The organism is Bacillus cereus group sp. BfR-BA-01355 (assembly GCF_022663675.1).
GTDB classification, from domain to species: domain Bacteria; phylum Bacillota; class Bacilli; order Bacillales; family Bacillaceae_G; genus Bacillus_A; species Bacillus_A thuringiensis_S.
The window spans coordinates 34,957-55,263 of sequence record NZ_JAKUFY010000001.1 but is presented as its reverse complement, the minus strand read 5'-3'; the positions used below and the strand labels follow the sequence as shown (position 1 = coordinate 55,263).

Here is a 20,307-nt window from a genome sequence, read left to right as displayed (position 1 = left end):
TCTTTAAATTGTGCTCTATAGTTTAAAATAATTAAAAATGATATAACGTTGTCGGAATGAAAAAAGTGGTATATAATAAATATTAACATTACTAGTAATTATTTTAGGTATTCCTAGAATAAAGGAGCGATACATATGAAAATTACTATTTATTTCGGAAGTCATGAAGATCAAGATGTTCGTACTATGGACTGTCATTTAGATGTAGAAGATACAGAAGAGATTGTTTCTGTATCATAATATAAATAGTTAGGGTAAACCCTATTCCTTACAGCGTTTAAGGCACCTTTTATAAGGTGTCTTTTTTGTTATATTTTCATCAAAAACCCTTTACTTTATAGCGTTTTAATAGTAAAATATAAATATACGAACAAATGTTCTTTTTATTTTAAACGTACATGAAGGGATGATTTTAACAATGGCTCCATTAAAGCGCAGAGGAAGAAAAAAGCAAGCACCTATTATTTCAAATACAGGCTTTATCGGCTCTGTCTTTATTGATACATTGGAGTTACAAAAGAAATCCTATTATTTCGCTCGTAAAAAACTTCAAATTGTTCATCACGTATTAGATGGTCTCTCTGGAGCAACAAGTGCTTTATTTAAAGAACATAACATTTCAGCATACATGTCATGTGTGTATTTACATAAACAAAAGAAAATTGGTTTTGTTCTTTCAACGAAACCATTTGAACAAAGTGATGGCGTTGCTTATTTTGTAAATTATTTAATCGAAAAGAATTTTTACGGCGACCATGACGAAGATGTAGAATATCAAGAAGTATTTAATACAGGTTTTATCGGTGTAGTATTCGCTGATTTGTCTAGTATAGATCGCTTTAATTTCGAGTTTGAAATGGGTATGCTAACGAAATTAATGAAAGATATGATTATTCCGGTTAAAGAACTCTTTTTACGCCATAATGTACCGGCTTACATCTCCACTTCTCATTTAGAAGAACAAAACAAATTAGGTTTCGTTCTCTCTGTAAAGCCATATGATGAACGCGCTGAAGCTGATTTATATTTTGAAGCGTATTTAAAAGAACGAGGATTATTTATTGGTGATGAAGAAGATGATATTGATAAAATTGTTATTAGAAAAACAGCTGAATTACGATAGAAAAGCGCAGGATGCTGATCCTGCGCTTTTTAAGTTACGTTAAACACTATAATCTTTTGAATGAATTTCTAAATTTAACTTATTTGTTAAAATTTTATTCAAAGTAAAAAATACAATCCCCCCTGCAATGGGAAGCGTGTAGGCTGGAATGAAATTTAATAATAGTCCTGATATTGCAAGTGCTATTGGCTGCATTATTTTACCTAAGCTTAATCCAATACTAAGAACTCTTCCTCTATATTCTTCAGGAATCTCATTTTGCATGAAATACATTAAAGGAATATCAATTTGTGCTATCATAAACCCTAAAAAGAACATAATCATGCAATACGTAGTAACATATACCAAATTATTTACTACAATAGATTTAAATAAAACAGGTATTCCTGAAACTATCATAAAAATTGCCAACATAAAACTTATTTTTTTCAATAGATAAGAATAAGAAAAACAATCAGTTATCTTTTTTACTAATATTGCACCAACTATCATACCTATCGGAAAAGTCCCTTGAATCATACCAAATTGCTTAGAACTAAGATTGAGAACTGTGTTAATAATGTATGGCAACGGAACAGTTACAGCAAAGCCTAAAAAGAAATTAAGTGAAATTAAAATACTAAAAGTATTTTTTAAGCTTTTCCGCTCCAATAAGTAAGAGTATCCCTCCTTTATATCTTCAATAAAATTAATTTCTCTAATTGAACATTCCTCATTTATGTTTTGCTCGCACAATTTAAAGTTTATAAACAATATGGATATAGCCGAAAGGATAAATGAAATACCGTTAATAATTATAAAAGTTTTCATATCAAAGACTGCAAAAACAATGCCCCCTAACATAGGCCCTAAAATTAAAGATATAGAATCGATAATTTTACTTATAGAATTAATACTCATTAACCGTTCTTTAGTAACCATATTCGGTTTTACGGCCTCTAATCCTATTCCAAAAAACGTTGTAAATACTGTCATAAGAAAGGTAGTAGTATAAATGATGAATAAGTTTAATCCATAATAGCTGCTTAATATATAAACAGTTATTAATAATAATCCGCTTAGTAAATCCATACAAATAACCAGTTTCTTTTTATCAACCTTATCAGCAATGACACCGGCGAATGGATTCATAACAATCATTGGAATCGTTCCTAATATGAGCGAAATTGCAAAATTTAACGCAGATCCGGTTATTTGTAAAACATACAATCCTAATGCAAAACTATAAATAGAGCTACCAAATAGTGATACTGTTTTTGCAATTGAATATAAACTAATATTTCTTAATTCTTGATTGCTTTTTTTATTTTCTATATGTAATCGTAAACTTCCCATCACTTTTCCCCCTGCCTAACTTTGTGTTACGTACATTGTAAGTTCTTGGGTCAACCCAATAGCAATATGTACTATTTGAAAAGTTTTAAGGGAAAATAAATAAAAGATGGGGTTAACCCCATCTTTTTCCGAAAAATGAATATGTATAAATTTCTTCTCCTTGAACAAAGAAATCCTCGTACCTTCCCCCTCGTATCAAATAATTTGAAGTACTTTCATCAATAGATTGAAACTGTAAATTTTCGATTTCTTTTGTTACTTTTGCAGATGTAAAATTCTCTCTGAGTCTAGGTGCAATTTGGCTATTTATACTAAATTTATTAAATAAAATAAATGAACTTAATAAATAACAATTGTGTTTAAAAAGGGAATTTAATTCACACAATAAGAACTCCTCATATTCAAAACTATAATTACTTGTACCTGATTGATCGATTACAATATCAACAGAATTATTCTGAATAGGTATGTTTAGAAAGTCGGCACAGATAAATACAATATTTCTTTTCACATTTCTTCTCTCAATTACATCTTTTAAAAGTAAAAGTTTATTCAAATCTCGATCAACAGCAATATATAAACACTCTTCCGGTAGTTCTTCATAAATATTTCGTAAAAAGAACCCAATACCAGACCCTAAATCAAGTAGTATTTTTTCATTTAAATCTAATTGCATTAGTTTCTTTTTCGCCCATTCTCCTCCTCTTTGAACATTTTCCAAAAAAGCAGTATCAGTTTCATGAATATAATCCGAAATAGAATCTTCAAGTGATTTCTTTTCATACGCTTTCACTGAGTTGCCAGCTGTTAAAACCCCTGAAATAATCGTGTATTCTTCACCACAATTACAAATTAACTTTCCCTCAATAATTTGATTCTTATTAATAATGCCATCTTCAAGAATTAAATTTCCGTTACACTTAACACATTTAAATAAATGAAGTACTTTTAAATCTACCCCTAAAATTGAACTCGAAATTTCAGTTTCTATAGATAAATTATGTAACGCTTCCTTTAATTTGCATTTTCGTTCCTCTAAAGTTTTTATTTCTTGTTCAATCTTTTCATATTTTACTTTAAATAAAGATTGATAAAAATTATCCTTTTCATAGTCTAAGGATTTCCCTAAATTTTTATAAAGAAACAGTTCTTTAATTTCATACAAGCTAAACCCTAGCCATTTGTACTCTAATATAAGTTCTATATCCTTTTGACAATACTCGTCAAAAAAATAGTGACTTCCTTTTTTCTCGGGAATAACGAGTCCAAGGTCCATATAATGTCTAATCGTATCTACACTTACATTATTTACTTCTGCAAACTTACTGATTTTCATCCTAATCACTACCATTTATATATTTGTTTATACATACTTCTTTATTATTTTAAAAAATCCTTTCATCTGCCTATACAAAATTATTTATGCTATGAAAAAGATGTAATTAATTTTAAAGTTTCGCCACATACCCATTAAGCTAAGCTTATATAAGTTTAGCTACTCTTTTTTAATCTTGAATTTAAAAAAGAGTAGCAGGTAGTACGTTTATGTCTATATATCTAAAAACTGTGAGTTCATGGATGAATTTAAAACTGCGGCGTAAGTACTGCAGTTTCTTCCTTTTTTATTGAGTTGAAATATGTAAAGTTACGTACTTTAACTGTAGCGGACTTGTACTACGCGTTCATATAAATTTTATAGACGTTAAGGATTTTGTTTTATGGGAAGTGTTCTTGCTATGGAATCGGAATTGTAAATATAGATGAACGTGATTCAAATCAAAAAAAGGTACTCCTAGAAGTACCTTTTTAACTATTCTATATGTGCGAACGTTTTCAAAAATTATTGGATATAAATTGACGTACGCATTGTATTAAATGGCGCGTTTATAGATGTTTTTTGGTATTCAAATGTTCCTTGTTGATGTCCAGACGCATCCCATTTGTAATACCAGCCAACGATTGGTTTTCCGCCGATTATTGTGGATCCAATACTTTTTACATTAGAACCATTCATTTTAGTAAACGGATTTTGACCGTATCCCATCTCTTTCGTTGTAATATATAAGTATTTTCCCCCGTGGTTACGTGTTGTGCTAAAGCTGTTTTGGTTAATTGTTTCTACTCCGCCCAGCTCAGACTCTACTTGTACGACGTTTAGTGAAGTAAGTGGTGCTGCTGGTCCAGCTGAAGCTTCTGTTGCCATCCCTAATCCGACGAACGCTGTGATTGCTAACGATGAAATCCCTAGTGCTGCTTTTTTAAACATAAAAAACATCCCCTTCCATCTATTGTTTTCTCTTTCATTGTCAATATAATCCTAATAATCTTATATGTAAATAGATTGTAACTGTAGAAATAAAAGGTAGAATATTCTGAATTATTAGCATTTAAAAATATGACTTCAACTTTTTTCGTTAAAGATAGTCATCAATCTCTAACTACCTAATGACCTCAAATAAACGCTATTCAAGTCATTTTAAGAGGTACAAAAGACCTTATAGTATATAAGGTCTTTCCCAACACTCTGAAAAAACCCGTGAATGATTCACGGGTTTTACTTTAATAACTAATTGCTATTGTTCCCTCACCTGCATGAACCGCAAATGAAATTGGTAATGGATATAATTTGAAATCCATTTCGGGGAATGCTTGTTTAATATCTGCAATCCATTCTTCCGCTCCAGCTTTATCGTTAGCATGGAACATATGAAGTACTTTTGGTAATTCTTTTTCAAGTTCATTTTTAATATATTCTCGACATTTTTGGATTTTACGAACTTTCTTTTCAAGTAAAAGCTCTCCACCTTTTACTTCTAGTATTAAGTTCACACTTAATAAACTTCCAAGTAAAAATTGAATACCCTTTACACGACCACTCGCATATAAACCTTTTAAACTCTTTGGGAATACATGAAAAGGTCTTCTTTTTTCATCTACTAATGTTTTGTGTATATCTTGTAAAGTCATACCATCATTGTATAACGATTTCGCTTTTCTAATTAATTCATCCATTGGATAACTTGTTGTTTCACTGTCTAATACAGTTAATGGAAAACCTGCCATTTCTGCAGCTAACTTCATATTTTGATAGGTTCCACTTACTTTTCCGCTAATAGCAACTGCAAATCCTTCTTCATATCCTTCTTTGCATTTTGTAAACAACTCTACCATTTCCCCAATATTAGGTTGTGAAGTAGTGACTGTTTTACCTTCGTTTAACGCATTATAAACCCGTTCACGTACACCTTCTTCACAATCTTTGTACGAAATTCCATCAATAATAACTTCGATTGGGATAACAAAGTTATCTCCTTCTGTTTTAAAATTCGCAGTTGTACTATCAGTAATCCAAGCAACACGCTTCATGTTGTTCCTCCCTTAATTCAATTCCTCTTTTCTAATTTTTCTATATATTTATGTTATAAAAAGAGAATATCCCTGTAATAGTAACAGGACTTTATTATTTTGGCTATAGTAGATGTATATTAAATGTGACTATTTCTTGTCTATTCCACAAATAAAAAAGAAAATCAAGGAATTTGCTCGATTTTCTTCTTATTCATATACTATTTAAAAGTTTCATTATCTAAAATTACAACATAATCATTCGTTAATCTTCCTGCCTCTTTTGTATAACTAACAAGCCTTTGTATATTATCACAGCAAATTTTTGCTCCCCATACGAGTAACGGTACGCCAATAAAATCGATATGGAACCTTCTAGAAAACAGACCACCAAAAGTCATTGGTAAAGGTACGGTTGGTGATGTATTAGAAAAAATAATTTTTTCATGACTTTGATAATGTTTTTGCAAGATTTCTCCTAAATGCTTCATCGCTGGTACAACAACTTTTGATGCGCCACATCCAATCGTATATACAGGATGACCGTTTTCGTCTATTCCATGAAAAATAATTTTTCCCATATCTTCTGTTTTCAATTTATTAAAGTAATCTACATTCAAAATTTCTTCTTTTGTTAACTTACGATCCGTTGGTAATTTATTTAAATGATATGCTGCAGCTAGTGATGTTGTATGTGTACCGCCGAAGTCTGTGTAAATGTATATCATATTATCATCCCTTGTTGTAAAAGTTCAATGTTATTTAGTATTACCGTTCGCAACAATGTTAAACAAGGGATGCATGTATTTACGCTTTTTGTGTTAATTCATTATATTTTTTCCAAATATAATAACGTCTACTAATTACGGTGCCTAATGTAATACATAAAAAGGCATTTGTTACAACCATTAGTGTCTGGTGCGTGCTACCAGAAAACATACTTTGTTTAATAATAATTTTTGCTCCTAAAATAACAAGAAGAATTATTGTACTTACCCAATTTCCTTTCCGTAGTACATGACCCGTTTCACTATCTAATCGAAATGTTAAAGCTTTCCCCCGTATAATTCCAATACCTAAGCCAATTCCAAGCATTACAAAAAACAGTAGTCCTTGCAGCAAAGTTATTTGTCCCATACGAATAATGGACTGAACTGTTACAAAGCACAACAAAGCCGGAATGAGCCAAATACGGTTTATTTTCACTTTTCGTTCTTTACTTTGCATCAAAACAATAATAAGAACAACAAGTAAAATATCCATTTAGAATCCTCCTATAAACTTGTTTATCTTTAAAGATTATATTCTCCTCTTTTCATTCCATAATTGAAATACAATAGCTACTTTCAAGTGTAAGATGGAAAATGTGAGTTCTCATCAGCCTTAAGCATTATTTATAAAAATAAAAAGACGTACTTTTTACTCGTACGCTTTTAATAACTCGTTTAAACTCCTATTTATCAACTAATTCCACACCTTTAGAATTAGTTTTACCCAACAATCGAATGTTAAATTTATTAATAGCTTTTAAAAAGATATTATAAATACAATATCCAACAATAGAACCTATAACATTACAGATCACATCATCAATATCAGTAATACGTCCCACTCCACTAAATAAAGACTCAATTAATTGTAGCAATTCAATACTAACTGATATAGCAAATCCTAATAAAATATTATTTTTGAATTTCGTATATTTATCCCATAAGATTGGTGCTGAAAATCCTAAAGGCATTAATAATAAAATATTCCCGCCTACATTTCTTACAATTAGACCAATCATAAACAGGGCATCCCCATCATAAGCACTACCAATTTGATTGATGTCTTTAATAATTGATGCAAATGGTATTATATTGACCGAGCGATTCAGATTTTCAACATTAGAAGGAAAACCAATTGGTAAAGGGAATAAAGTTACTGCAACAACCATACAAATGTAGACCACGAATAAAAAACTTATTATTTCTTTCCACCAAATCACATGTTTTTTATTTTTGGTACCAATTAATATTCCACGTACAATTAAATAACAAATAACCCCTAAAATAATAAACAAACTACCGTTGATCATATACAAATTGCTAACACGCCCTTTCATATGAATGAATAATTAAAATTTACAACTATATAGTAATGTTTTCGAATTCCAAAATCTATATAATTGTATATATTTTTATGAAATTATAAAACCCTTTATTTACTAAATAAAGGGTTTCTCGTTAACTAAAATATTTTTCAAAATAGAAACTATCATGAACCCGTTTAAATTATTTTTGTATCTCTTCTTTAATATCCATATAATTAAAAAGCTCTTTCTATTTCTGTCATTAATTTTTCGGGTCCTGCCCCTTTATTCGATGGAATAACTAAAGTGATTCCTAATTCTGGATATATAGACGAGCGAAAACTGACGCCTGGATCATATCCCATTATATGATATTTGAATACCTTGTTTTCTCGTGTTTCAATCCATATTCCATAGCCGTAAGACTGTTTATCATTTACTTGAATGTGGGGAGTTAAAAGTAACTTTGTATATTCCTTTCCTAAAATTTCATTATTAAATAGTGCCGCCCAAAATTTCAGCATGTCTGGTGCAGTAACATATGCACCTCCATCAGCTCCTCCTTTTATTGGTATAGAGTAGGCGTTTGTTCTCCAATTTTGGTTAGTTTCATCCTTTATATATCCTAGTGCTGTATGTCTTGGTAATCTATCTAAAGAAAAATAGCCAGAATCATTCATACCAATTGGATTAAATATGTTCTTTTCTATATACTCCGTAAATTTAAATCCCGTCTGTTCTTCTATTATTAATCCGAGTATGATAAAACCTGCATTGTTGTAGTGAAACTTACTTCCAGGTGTAAACATCATATTACTGTTTTGGAATAATGGTAAAAAATCTTTTAAGCTCTTTAATAGATACATAGGTGTTTGTTTCCAAAGATCTTCGAAGTTATCCATAATACTTTCATCAAAATAATCTGGTATACCAGCGCTATGCGTTAGTAGTTGATGTATTGTAATATCTTCATCAAAGTTTGGAAATTTTATCTCTAGACAATCTTTTAATTTTGTATGAAAAGAAATAACACCTTTTTCAACAAGTTGACAGATGCCAATTGCAGTGAAAATTTTACATCCTGAGGCAATGCCGAATCTTGTTTGTATCGTATTGCTTATACATTCACTTTGGTTTGCGTAACCCAATGCTTTTTCATAGACTAGGTTTTTTTCTTTTTTTACTAAAACTACTCCAGAGAAATCTATTTCCTTTTGTATTTCTTTTACAATTTTATTAATCTCATCTTTTGTTTTTATCACGACAACCACCCTTATCTTTCCAAATTATTCTTTCCCCTTATTAATTTTTCCATATAAAGGGGAAAGAACCCTCTTATTGAATACGATAAATTGTTAATGAGAACACAAAGTTTATTTCGAATTTATCCCGCATTAACGGACAGTAAGACCCCCACCTCAAAATTCAGTGGAAGTTAAGCGGGGGATGAACAAAACCCCCACTGATTAAAGTTTCACTTTATTGATTCAGTAGAATACAACTTAGATTGCAATGGGAATAAAGTAAACACACACAATACGATAGTGATAAATAACATTATTAATGACCCTACAATAACTACAAGTTGTATAGAAATGAACTGAGTCGCAACACCAGATAATATTGTAATAAAAATTGTTACTAACGCAATAATAAGCCCATATATACTCCCGATCCGTCCCATCATATGAACAGGGATGTTATTTTGGTAAAATGTATAAAATCCTGTATTTGCATATGCCATCGAAAAAGATAAAATAAAGAATCCAATAGCAGCTATTAAAAATACATTTGAAAAGGCATAAATTAAATAACCAATTGCGATGAATAATGATCCTATTCCAATTAGAAATGAAGGTGCTAATTTCTTTGACAAAATTGTATTTGTTATGGCACCTAATATATAGCCTGCACCAGCTATACTAACTAGAAAACCGTATTCACTATCTGTTAGTAGTAATACCTCTTTCGCAAACGATAGTTCAAGTGAATCAGTAGCAGTTGCTAATACGAACATACTTTGAAATAAGAAATACACATATACGACATACACATGTTTTCTACTAAAATTTATAACAGTGCTCCAATCTTTTTTTAATACTGTAAGGGATAATGTATTACTAGTTGTATCCGAATCTTTTTTCTTATCAAGGTTGGGTAAAAGTAATGTAATTAATCCTGATAAGAGAAATGCTATAGCATTCATATATATAGCGAATTCTGGTGTACCCGCAATTAATAATCCCCCCGCTACTGCTGGTCCAATTAGTGATGCACCAGATCCTATTAAACTACGTAGTGAGTTGAAACGTTGTCTTCGCTCTACTGGAATTAATTTCGTCATATACGTCATAGCAGTTGACTCATAAATTGCACTGGCCATACTTATAAAGAATACGAATACATAAACAATCCAAAGTGACGGAAGTAAAGGTAAAATAGCGATAAATAACGCACGATATATATCGAGGTGAATCATTAACTTCCGTTTATTTAAACGATCAATCATACTCCCAGACCAAGCGTTTGTAAATAAAGTGGCTAATGGTTTTATTACATATAGAGTAGCAACAGCTAAGGCTGAGCCACCCATATTATAGACAAGTACATTCAGTGCTATTAAGTAAATCCATGCCCCTAAATTCGCAATACCAACTCCGGACAATAGTAATAAAGGATATTTCCAATCTTTAAGTAAGTTTTTCATTTTTGGCCCCCGCTTTCCAAATTGTTTTACAACAATAAAAAAATCCCACCCCCAAGACTTTTAATCTTAGGGACGAGATTATCATCGCGGTGCCACCCTAGTTTGTTAATATGTCACCATACTAACCTTATCAGGTACTGCATTCTCATTCATGCTTATACCATAGCTCTATAACGGGAGCTCCCGTCACACCACCCCCTTCATAACAGGTTCCGGTGTACTGCTCAGAGGCTTGATTCAATAAAGAATTTTTACTCCTTTTCAGCTAAATGGAGCTCTCTGTGAAAAATTCATTTTATTTACTATTCTCTTCACTGCATTTGATTTTTTCCATATTATCACAAATGATTTTAACTGTAAATAAAAAATAATCAGATATTTAATAACGTATTATTATTAATTCACTTATTTATTATTTTTTCTAAAAATTACGGTGCGTGAAATTACTTATAACTCTAAAGAAAGAGCCATTTTCATATAGCTCCTTCCAAATACCTGAATTAATTCGTATTCGCCTCTGTTAACGGTTGTAACGGCGGTTCTAATTCTATTTCTAGTGTATCTCCTTCTTGTAAACCTTGTCCTTTTTCAATACTTTGGCTCGTTACATAACCCGTACCAGAAGTTTTCAAATCTAATTTCAAAAGCTTAGAGAAATACATAACATCACGCATGGACCAACCTTTTACATTTGGCATATGTGCGTTATTTCCTAATAAAAATATACGATCTCCTTCACTTATTACCTCGCCAGACTGTGGGTATTGTTTTATTATTTTTCCTTCTCCTAAAATTACCGGCTGTAGCTTCTCTTTTTCTACACTTTTCTCTATTGTATCCATCGATTTATTTACATAATTTTGCACTTTTAATTGAGATTGTTTCGCTGCATCAGCTATTTGTTTTTCTGTATACGGTTTCACTTTTAAATATTCAAGGCTGTTTTTTATAACAGGTTTAAATATTTCAGCAAGAGGCTGAGCTCCATACTCATCTCCTTTTAACTTTGGCTGCTTAATAGCTAAGTATACGATTAACTCCGGATCATCAATTGGAGCCATTCCTAAAAAGGAGAAAATGTAATTCTCTTTCCCTTCCATATATCGGCCGTTTTCAGGATTCGGGATTTGTGCTGTTCCTGTCTTACCTCCAATTGGATAACCATCCACTTTATACATTGTACCAGTTCCTTTTGAAGATGTTATAACACGCTCCATTAAGCTTCTAACCTTGTCCGCTGTTTCTTTTTTTATCGGATTCCCAATTTCTTTCGGTTGATTTTCCATAATAACTTCTTTGTTTGTTGGATTTACAATTTTATCAACGATATATGGTTGCATCATTTTCCCGTCATTTGCTATTGCAGTAGCCGCTTGGATTAATTGAATAGGAGTTACTGTAGAACCTTGGCCGAAAGAAGTTGTAACTTGTTGAATTTGCGTATTTAATAATAAAGTATTTTTACTTTCACCAGGTAAATCTATTCCTGTTTTTTGATTGAATCCAAATTTATTCATATATTGCTTAAATTTATTTGGTTTCAGTAACTGATCTTCTAAAATAGAGAAAGCTATGTTTGATGACCTTTCAAAACCTTCATCAAACGTAATTGATCCCCATCCAAATCCACCATTATGATCTTTTATATCAGATGAACCCACGGAATATTTTCCAGATTGAAAATATTCTTTTCCGTTATATACACCTTCATTAATGGCAGCTGCTAACGTAAAAACTTTCATTGTTGAACCTGGTTCATATGCATTTGCAATCGGATCATTTAAAAAGTATTCGATATCACCTACATTAGGATTGTAACTAGGTTTACTAGACATTGCTAAAACCTTTCCTGTTTTTGGATCAGCAATAATTCCAATTAACATAGAAGGTTCATAATGCTCTTGTGCTTTGTTCATCGCTTCTTCTAAAAAGCTATTAATTTGTTTATCAAGGGTTAAATATACGTTATTCCCATTTTTAGCAGGTTCTACTTTACCTATATCATTCGTAAGCGGAATCCCCCTTCGTGTACCCACATATTCTATATTCCCGTTTGTAGAGCGCAAATATTTATCCAAACTCTTTTCAAGCCCAAACTTTCCTTCTGTATTCCCTTTATCATCTGGTCTAGCAAAACCAAGTATATAGGATGCAAAGTCTTCATTCGGATACACTCTTGCTTTTTCCGTCATAAAAGATACACCTGGTATTTTTAAATCATTAATTTTTTCCTTCGTTTCCCTAGATAAGTTCCGACCAATTTTTCCAATTTCAACTTGTGTACGCCCTTCATGCAAGTTTTTCAATACTTCTTCTTTATCAATTTCAAGCGCATCGGCTAATTGTTGTGCGGTTTCATCTTTATTTTTCACTTTATCTTTTCCTTTTAAATTCACAACAACTCGATACGTTGTAGAATCTTGTACTAACACCTTCCCGGTTTGGTCATAGATAGTGCCACGATTCGCTTCTAAAACACCTTTTTTATTATGTTGTTCATTCGCTAGATCCTTTACATTCACATTATGCACGACTCCTACTGCCTGAATATAGAATATACGCAAAATCATAATAAGAAACAAAACAATAAAAGCAATCATCATATATCGAGCGCCTTTATTCGTTTGGAGTTTTTGCATACTTATCTCCTCTCTTTTGGAATGGATTCGTACGAAGATACGTTTTTAAATTTGTAATTTTTGTTTGCGATACTATATGTTTCGAAGTTTTCTTTTTAATTCCTTTAAAACAATGCAAAACTAACTGTTGTTATTTTGTGTCATTATTTTATATAATTTAAATTCGGTGCGTGAAATTTCAAAATATTAATTAGTACAACTTGATTACAGAGCACTCTAAACTCTTTTCGTATTTCCTATAAAAAAGTTCCCCTCTGGATGTCCAAAGGGGAATTTTTTATAATACAATTATGCGATATGGTTATATTTCGCTAAGAAAGGAATTCGTCTCGCTACTAATGCATACATTTTGAATACAAGTTTCGCTATTGGTTCAAACATACGTGCACTTTGCATTACTAATGCGCTCATAATAAGTGTTAAGAATGCTGCACCAAGTATATCTAAAGGATAATGAACACCTACGTACATACGTGATATACCGACTAATACTGCCCATAATAGCGCGATATATTTCAGTTTTTCTCCTCTAAGAATAAATACGAAGACGATTGAAAATACAAGTACAGAATGATCGCTAACGAATGATGAATCTGCTGCATGTGGTACTAATTGATGTACATCATGTGATACGAACGGACGCGGATGGTAATATACTGCGTGTATAAGAACATTTACTAATAATGCAAAAATAACCGAAAGCGTCGTATATAAAACTGTATATTGTTTTCTAATTGCCTTATCTTTCTTTCCATTATTAAACCATAAGATAAGCATAAATAAAATGGCTACGTATGCAGCGCTATTTGTAATAGCAACCATTAACGTATCTAATAGTTTGGATGAATCAGCAAAATTATTAAACCACTGAAATACTGTGTAATTCATTAAACTCTCTCCTTACATACAAGTGTTCTTGATTTACACAGTATACAATACCATTATGAAAATAGGCTTAAACTTTTTTCATCTAATTCTCATTTTACTATTATTCATATGACAATTATAAAACAAATTTTATACGCTATTTATGTATAAAGCTGGTAAGCCTTTATAATAAGGCGGTTCGTATTTTTTCATGTTTGGGATACATAACATATTCATTTAAATATACTAATTGCAAAATCATATTTTTTAATTCATTTGAAGTACAATATTTCCGAATTGTTCTCCATGTTCCATACGGCTTAGTGCTCGAATTGCTTCTTCTAACGAGTAAACTTTATCAATAATTGGTTTAATTTGATGTTTTTCTATAAACTTTATCATCTCATTAAATTCCTCACCGCTACCCATGGATGTTCCCATAATATCAATTTGATTGTAAAATAGCGCGCGTAATGGTAATTCAATTTTATCTCCTGAGCTTGCACCAAAATTCACGATTCTTCCATTTGGTTTTAATACATCAAAATATTTCAAAAAAGTTGCCGGACCTATACTATCTATTATTAAATCTACTTTTTCACCTTGTAAGCTCTCTTCCCAATTTCCAGCACTATGAAAAGAAATATCTGCACCATATTTCTCAGCAAGTTCCCTTTTATTCTCTACCCTAGAAGTAACACTCACTTTTGCGCCAATTGCTTTCGCGAATAACATGGCAAATGTAGCAACACCACCGCCTATTCCCGGAATTAAAACGTGTTCGCCGCACTTCAGTCTACCTTTTGTAAAAAGCGCTCTATATGCAGTTAGTGCGGATAAAGATAAAACACCTGATTCTTCCCAAGTAAGATATGAAGGCTTTTCTACTACATTTTCAGCTGGTACAATTACATATTCAGCAAACGTTCCATCTTTCGGTCCACCTAGCACTTCCGGTAACTCCGGTACTTCAGTAGCATGTTCCCATCCAATACTAGGATTAATAATAACTTCTGTATGTAGTTTAATATTTGAAACTCCTTCTCCTATTTCTGTAACAACTCCTGATCCATCTGACCCTATTACTAATGATAGATCCATTTCTTTTCTATTATTTATAATAAATAAATCCCTATGATTTAATCCTGCAGCTTTTAACTTTACTTTTACTTCACCTGCATTAGGACTTATCTCAGGTGAAAATTTATATTCTAATCCCTCTAATCCTTTTTTATATTGATGTACAATAGCTTTCATTGCTTAATTCCCCCTTAATATTTCCAATGTACTCGAAATATCAAAATAAATAAAATAGTTTGCCTCCAATAATTAGAACTTATATATTTTGTCATGAAAAAAACAAAAAATCCCCTCCCTATAAAAAGTATAGGAAGAGGTTTCAAAACTAGTTAGATAAGAATCTATAAATTTATTAAGTTCTAGCTAATTCTAATATTTTTCGAATAAACGGCGCTTTTGCCTTTGTATACGACACACGATCAAAAGTATATGTAATAGCAAGCATCTCTTTTAATTCTCTATATTCTTCACGTGCCCATTCATGGCTTATTAGAAAGTCCCGAAATAAAATATTGTTTCTCCATTCTTCGCTATTATAAATATAAACATGCAAATGATGAGTACCTGCTCTCCATTTTCCCTTTCTAAAAAAGCGCCAATTCGTAGCTTCTTTTGGAACAAACTCATATCCAATTTCAGATAGAATTTCTATCCAGTTTTCAGTAATTTGCAAGTCCGTTACGCCAATCATCATATCAATAAGAGGTTTAGCTCCTAATCCTTTTACTGCAGTGCTTCCTATATGTTCAACAGCAATTATTTCTTGTCCTAACAAGGAACAGAATTTCTCTTTTTCTTTTATATACTCTTCAACCCAGTCTTTTTGATATGCTTTAATAACAATTTGTTGGTCCATTATATTCACCTCTTTATAAGTGTTTATCATTATATTTATAAAATTTTATATTATTAGCATAGGATTTCCATAAAATATGTCGAAATAGTGGAATGTACAACTTAATTATATTAAATGTGAGGTAATCTATGAAAGATAATTCCGTGGAAATTCAGTTAAATAACGTAACATTCCAATTGAAAGAATATCATAATTTTGATTGGCTTATTAAATTAGGGACCGTATTTGCAGTTTTTGACCAGCAAGATTCAGGTAATATAAGTTTTGGTATAGAAAAAGATGGTCATAAGAAATTTATTAAATACGCAGGAGCACAAACAATTGCATATGAAGGAACAACAAGGGATGCTATTGAAAGGCTAAAAAATTCAGTTACTATCTATGAAGATTTAAAGCATGACTCGCTTATAAGATTAATCGATCATTTTCCAGTTCAATCTGGATATGTATTAATTTTCGATTGGTTTGATGGTGAATGTCTTCATTCGCATTGGCGTTTCCCACCTCCTGAGAAATATAAAAATCCAAACTCTCCATTTTATAAATTTAGACATTTGTCTGCTATAAAACGAATTCATTCCTTACATTCCATTTTTTCTTTCCATACTTATGTAGAAAAGAAAAACTATGTAGCGATAGATTTTTATGACGGTAGTATTTTATATAATTTTAATACAAACGAAACAAAAATTTGTGATATAGATTTATACAGTAAGAAACCTTACATAAATAAAATGGGCCGGCTATGGGGTTCCTCCCGTTTTATGTCACCAGAGGAATTTGAACTAAACGCTATAATTGATGAAAGAACAAATGTATTTAATATGGGAGCAATGGCTTTCTCACTTCTAGGCGGTGAAAAAGATCGTTCCTTTATAAAATGGGAAGCAAGTAAGGAATTATATGAGGTAGCGTATCGTGCTGTAAATGAAAATCGGGCAGAACGGTATGCATCAGTTACAGAATTCTATGATTCGTGGTTAAACGCGGCGAATGCAGAAAGGATATAACCTTAAATTATTAAAAGAAATATAGAGTTTATACTGTTATCATGTATATTAAGACTGTTTTTATGAGGATTTCGTATAAAGTGTGATGTAACTGATTAAAGCTATTTTCAAAGGCGACATATCGGCAATAAGTTATGTCTATTCTGTATAAGTGTTAGCAAGTTCGTTTGCAAACTTGCTAACACTTTTTTGTTTAAATAATTCACACATTTTTTCTTAATATACTGATTATGTTTCCAATTGTGTACTAATGTGTGGGTTTGACTACCCATATTTTAGACAAAATGGACGGTAAGGGTGAGGACAATATAAATATGTCTTTTTCTTTGTATATGTTTATTTCACGAGCTATAAATTTTTTCAATTCCAAGCATGTGTATCATATTCTTCATTATTACAATAAATGCATTTCACGGTAAAGATAGGGAATTTGTATATCTAATATTCATAATTTATGTTATGGTACAATATGTTAATTAATTACAATACTTTCTAAAAGGGGAATACATAATGAAAGCAACGAAACTCATAGCGTTGACATTGCCAGTTCTATTATTGTTCGGTTGTGGGCTAGGAGATAAAGATTCTACTCCTAAGACTGAAGAAACTAGTAAAGCAATGTTGAAAACTACAATATCTGAGGAACAGTATCCAAGTTACATGTATGAACAATTACTAGATTTTAACTTTAATAAGGATGACATAATAATAGGTTTAGGTTATGCACTAAAAGGTGATGAAAAGTATAAAGAGGTATTCAAAACGGCAAGTATTTTGGATGAAGCTTTAGATCGAATGGAGAACGTAAAAGTACCTGATAAGTATAAAGACACGCATAAACTCATCTTAGAAGGGGTAGAGGATGCAAGAAAAGGTACAAAACCAATATTAGAAGCTAAAGGTAAAGATGTAAAAGAAGTTAGTGTAGTTATTGCGAATAGTTCTCCCCACCTGTTAGGCATGGATAGAGAACAGTGGAAAGAAGCAGTTTACCAATTAGCTAAAGAAAACAAGGATGATTTCTCTAAGGTATATGATAAGAAAGTAGAGGAACATCAAAATAGAAAGAGTAACTCGTAATCAATTATACAACACGATAAGGAAATATAAGAAAATGATGATCAAAAAGGTAAATTATTAAATTTTATTGAAGCTAAATACGAAGTTAAAGAAAAGAAATAATACATACTTAATATTTCTTTTAGGGCGCATCTTCATGAAAGTTGTACGCTCTATATTTAAAGGCTTTCGTTTAATGGGCTTAATTGTAAAGACTTAACTTAAAGCATTATCTAAAAGTAAACATAATATCCCTCCATGACTCTAATGGTACCATTAGCAAGGACAAATTTGAACAACTAGGATATTTATGTAAGTCAGATATAGTGTCTCTTTATCAGTTGCAAGAAAAAAAGTGGATCCCTATTCTCTCACATGGAATCCACTCTTTCTATTTCTACAACTCTATTTTTATACGTTTCTCTTCTTGTCCTTAACAGGACTGCCATCACTAAATCATTAACATAATTATCTTTAGCGGAAGTTAAAAGTTTTTATTTTCTTACTCAATTAAAGCGCCCGTTAGTTAAAGATTATGGATAATTAATTTGAAAGTGTTTTATCTAAATACACCTTTTCTTTTGGAAAGCCAATCTTCTAAGGCATCTTCGTGTAGTTTTGTGAATAATTTTGGTATTTGGTCTATTGGGAAGTATTTTAAATCCAAAGTCTCAATACCATCTACAGTAAGTTCTCCGCCAATTGGCTTACATTGAAAACAATGAGTGATAGTCTGAGCTTTATCTCCGTTCGGAAACTCACCAGAATATTTAGAGTAGACACCTATAAGATGTTCAACCTCAACATTTAATCCTGTCTCCTCAAATATTTCTCGTTTAGCGGTTTCTTCAAGAGATTCTCCAAGTTCCATAGCACCACCTGGTAGACCCCACTCATTTCTATCTCCACGTTTTTGTAAAAGAATTTCATTTCGTTCGTTATAAACAATACCTCCAGCAAAATTAAGAAATATTAAATCATGCCCTACTTTTCCCCGGATATAACGAATGTAGTCCTTATTTGTAGTCATAAATTCCCTCCTAATTTATATATAAAATACAAATCAATTATATATAAGGATAGAAGAAAATGGTAACAAAAATGATAATATTCCTTATTCTCATAAGGAATTCGCCCTTTACTTTTTATCAATCTATGCGTTTTTTAAACATTTCTATTCTAATACCTTCATTTCCCGAACCCCCTTTCAAAATAAAGAGAACACCCTTTCTTAAAACAATTTTATCGCGGCTCTAAAAATTGGTGTCCTCTAGTTTTCTAGCCGGACTATATTCTATTTTCAAGCTCATTTCTATCTCCCCATGAATAAAACTCAGCATTCTGTTTATACTACAACTACATCTAGAGACACATCACTGTTTAGAGCGGCTAGGTTTTGTTAGCTGCTCTTTTGTTTTTTACACAAATAAAATCAATAACTCAGCATATAATATCTATGTAGCTAGATTATTACCTCTGTATCGAGCAGTTAGGCTGGGCTAACTGCTCTTTTATTTATGACAAAATGAAACTTTTTAACAGAATTACTTTCGTATAACATTTTCAATCTCGCTTACACTACAACTGTAACTTTAAGTTACACATCTATTACTTAGAGGGCCTAATTTTCTTTTGTGTAACAATTGGTTAGCTCATAAAGTTAACCAATTTGTTGCGTTAAATATTTTTTATTTCTCAATACTTAATACCTGGAATTAATTCTTATTTATTGGTATTAAACTATTGACATTGATTTTCCTCATATGCAATTTTTGAAAAGGCCTTTTCTCTCACATCAGGCCCTTTTATTTATAAAAAAAGATTATTTTATATAGATTACTATAAGCATCCATAAAGCCAAAGCACCAATGATAGCGAGTACTATACGTGTATATAGTATCCTTACTTCAAAGTCTGTTTTCTTGAAGATTTCTCGTAATGGAGATGTCTCAAAATGTTAGCTTGATAGGCATGGGATCCCGGCCACATTTTAACGAAAATATACGCTAAGCAAATTCCAACATAAAGCGAGCCGAATTTTCTACTCTTAAGAAAAATTTCGGTTCGTTTTATGGTTTCATGACAAGTTGTTTACTGAATAATAAAGTTCTTTATTGGAACAGGCTACTTTCTTCAACAATCGGGCCAGATTGTTGAAGAAGAAATATAATAAAAATGCTTTTGATTGTTTTATTAAACGAATTAAACCGCA

At 31.4% G+C, this 20,307-nt stretch carries 17 protein-coding genes and 1 other annotated feature; of the genes, 3 read left to right on the top strand and 14 right to left on the bottom strand.

The features are described 5' to 3' along the window. Positions 1 to 418: 418 nt before the first annotated feature. Positions 419 to 1,123, top strand: a complete 705-nt coding sequence (locus MR167_RS00280; protein WP_000035353.1) for a hypothetical protein — start codon at positions 419 to 421, stop codon at positions 1,121 to 1,123. 39 nt (positions 1,124 to 1,162) lie between these two features. On the opposite strand, the gene MR167_RS00275 is transcribed toward MR167_RS00280, so the two are convergent. The 13 genes from MR167_RS00275 to MR167_RS00215 all read right to left on the bottom strand — a co-directional run bounded on the left by MR167_RS00275 (position 1,163) and on the right by MR167_RS00215 (position 16,026). After that, complete coding sequence (locus tag MR167_RS00275; RefSeq protein WP_000535181.1) at positions 1,163 to 2,458, bottom strand: MFS transporter; 1,296 nt, start codon at positions 2,456 to 2,458, stop codon at positions 1,163 to 1,165. 112 nt (positions 2,459 to 2,570) lie between these two features. Further along, a complete protein-coding gene (locus tag MR167_RS00270) occupies positions 2,571 to 3,794 on the bottom strand; it encodes a MerR family transcriptional regulator (RefSeq protein WP_000703286.1) in 1,224 nt (407 codons plus the stop codon). A 504-nt stretch (positions 3,795 to 4,298) separates the two neighbouring features. Beyond that, the gene (locus tag MR167_RS00265) at positions 4,299 to 4,724 is read right to left on the bottom strand and encodes a DUF4879 domain-containing protein (RefSeq protein ID WP_000472921.1); all 426 of its coding nucleotides are present in this window, start codon (positions 4,722 to 4,724) and stop codon (positions 4,299 to 4,301) included. A 293-nt stretch (positions 4,725 to 5,017) separates the two neighbouring features. After that, positions 5,018 to 5,824, bottom strand: coding sequence for a DegV family protein (locus MR167_RS00260; RefSeq protein WP_000831922.1), 807 nt, complete (start codon positions 5,822 to 5,824; stop codon positions 5,018 to 5,020). A gap of 200 nt (positions 5,825 to 6,024) precedes the next feature. Then, on the bottom strand, positions 6,025 to 6,531 hold the full coding sequence (locus tag MR167_RS00255) for a DUF3189 family protein (RefSeq protein WP_000639423.1): 507 nt from the start codon (positions 6,529 to 6,531) through the stop codon (positions 6,025 to 6,027). A gap of 79 nt (positions 6,532 to 6,610) precedes the next feature. Next, the gene (locus MR167_RS00250; protein ID WP_000353715.1) at positions 6,611 to 7,066 is read right to left on the bottom strand and encodes a DUF1453 family protein; all 456 of its coding nucleotides are present in this window, start codon (positions 7,064 to 7,066) and stop codon (positions 6,611 to 6,613) included. A gap of 190 nt (positions 7,067 to 7,256) precedes the next feature. Then, on the bottom strand, positions 7,257 to 7,889 hold the full coding sequence (locus tag MR167_RS00245; RefSeq protein ID WP_000281840.1) for a VanZ family protein: 633 nt from the start codon (positions 7,887 to 7,889) through the stop codon (positions 7,257 to 7,259). A 224-nt stretch (positions 7,890 to 8,113) separates the two neighbouring features. After that, positions 8,114 to 9,139, bottom strand: coding sequence for a serine hydrolase domain-containing protein (locus MR167_RS00240; RefSeq protein WP_000598055.1), 1,026 nt, complete (start codon positions 9,137 to 9,139; stop codon positions 8,114 to 8,116). A 212-nt stretch (positions 9,140 to 9,351) separates the two neighbouring features. Beyond that, positions 9,352 to 10,584 (bottom strand): MFS transporter, encoded by a 1,233-nt coding sequence (locus MR167_RS00235; protein WP_000793350.1) that lies wholly within the window; start codon positions 10,582 to 10,584, stop codon positions 9,352 to 9,354. A 65-nt stretch (positions 10,585 to 10,649) separates the two neighbouring features. Continuing rightward, positions 10,650 to 10,908: a binding site (T-box leader), on the bottom strand. Between the two features lie 176 nt (positions 10,909 to 11,084). Continuing rightward, positions 11,085 to 13,223, bottom strand: a complete 2,139-nt coding sequence (locus MR167_RS00230) for a penicillin-binding protein (RefSeq protein WP_242313655.1) — start codon at positions 13,221 to 13,223, stop codon at positions 11,085 to 11,087. 288 nt (positions 13,224 to 13,511) lie between these two features. Further along, entirely contained in the window at positions 13,512 to 14,111 is a 600-nt protein-coding gene (locus MR167_RS00225; protein WP_001110130.1) for an undecaprenyl-diphosphatase, read from the bottom strand. 246 nt (positions 14,112 to 14,357) lie between these two features. Next, a complete protein-coding gene (locus MR167_RS00220) occupies positions 14,358 to 15,347 on the bottom strand; it encodes a zinc-binding dehydrogenase (protein ID WP_000644526.1) in 990 nt (329 codons plus the stop codon). A 175-nt stretch (positions 15,348 to 15,522) separates the two neighbouring features. Next, positions 15,523 to 16,026 (bottom strand): GrpB family protein, encoded by a 504-nt coding sequence (locus tag MR167_RS00215; protein ID WP_000372681.1) that lies wholly within the window; start codon positions 16,024 to 16,026, stop codon positions 15,523 to 15,525. A gap of 128 nt (positions 16,027 to 16,154) precedes the next feature. Between MR167_RS00215 and MR167_RS00210 the strand changes: the two genes are divergently transcribed. Then, positions 16,155 to 17,036, top strand: a complete 882-nt coding sequence (locus tag MR167_RS00210) for a protein kinase domain-containing protein (RefSeq protein ID WP_000654529.1) — start codon at positions 16,155 to 16,157, stop codon at positions 17,034 to 17,036. Positions 17,037 to 17,546: 510 nt separating this feature from the next. Further along, entirely contained in the window at positions 17,547 to 18,116 is a 570-nt protein-coding gene (locus MR167_RS00205; RefSeq protein WP_242313653.1) for a hypothetical protein, read from the top strand. A 538-nt stretch (positions 18,117 to 18,654) separates the two neighbouring features. Here MR167_RS00205 and MR167_RS00200 read toward each other — a convergent pair. Next, positions 18,655 to 19,125: an NUDIX hydrolase gene (locus MR167_RS00200; RefSeq protein WP_000210489.1), complete on the bottom strand. Its 471-nt coding sequence runs from the start codon at positions 19,123 to 19,125 to the stop codon at positions 18,655 to 18,657. Positions 19,126 to 20,307: the final 1,182 nt, after the last annotated feature.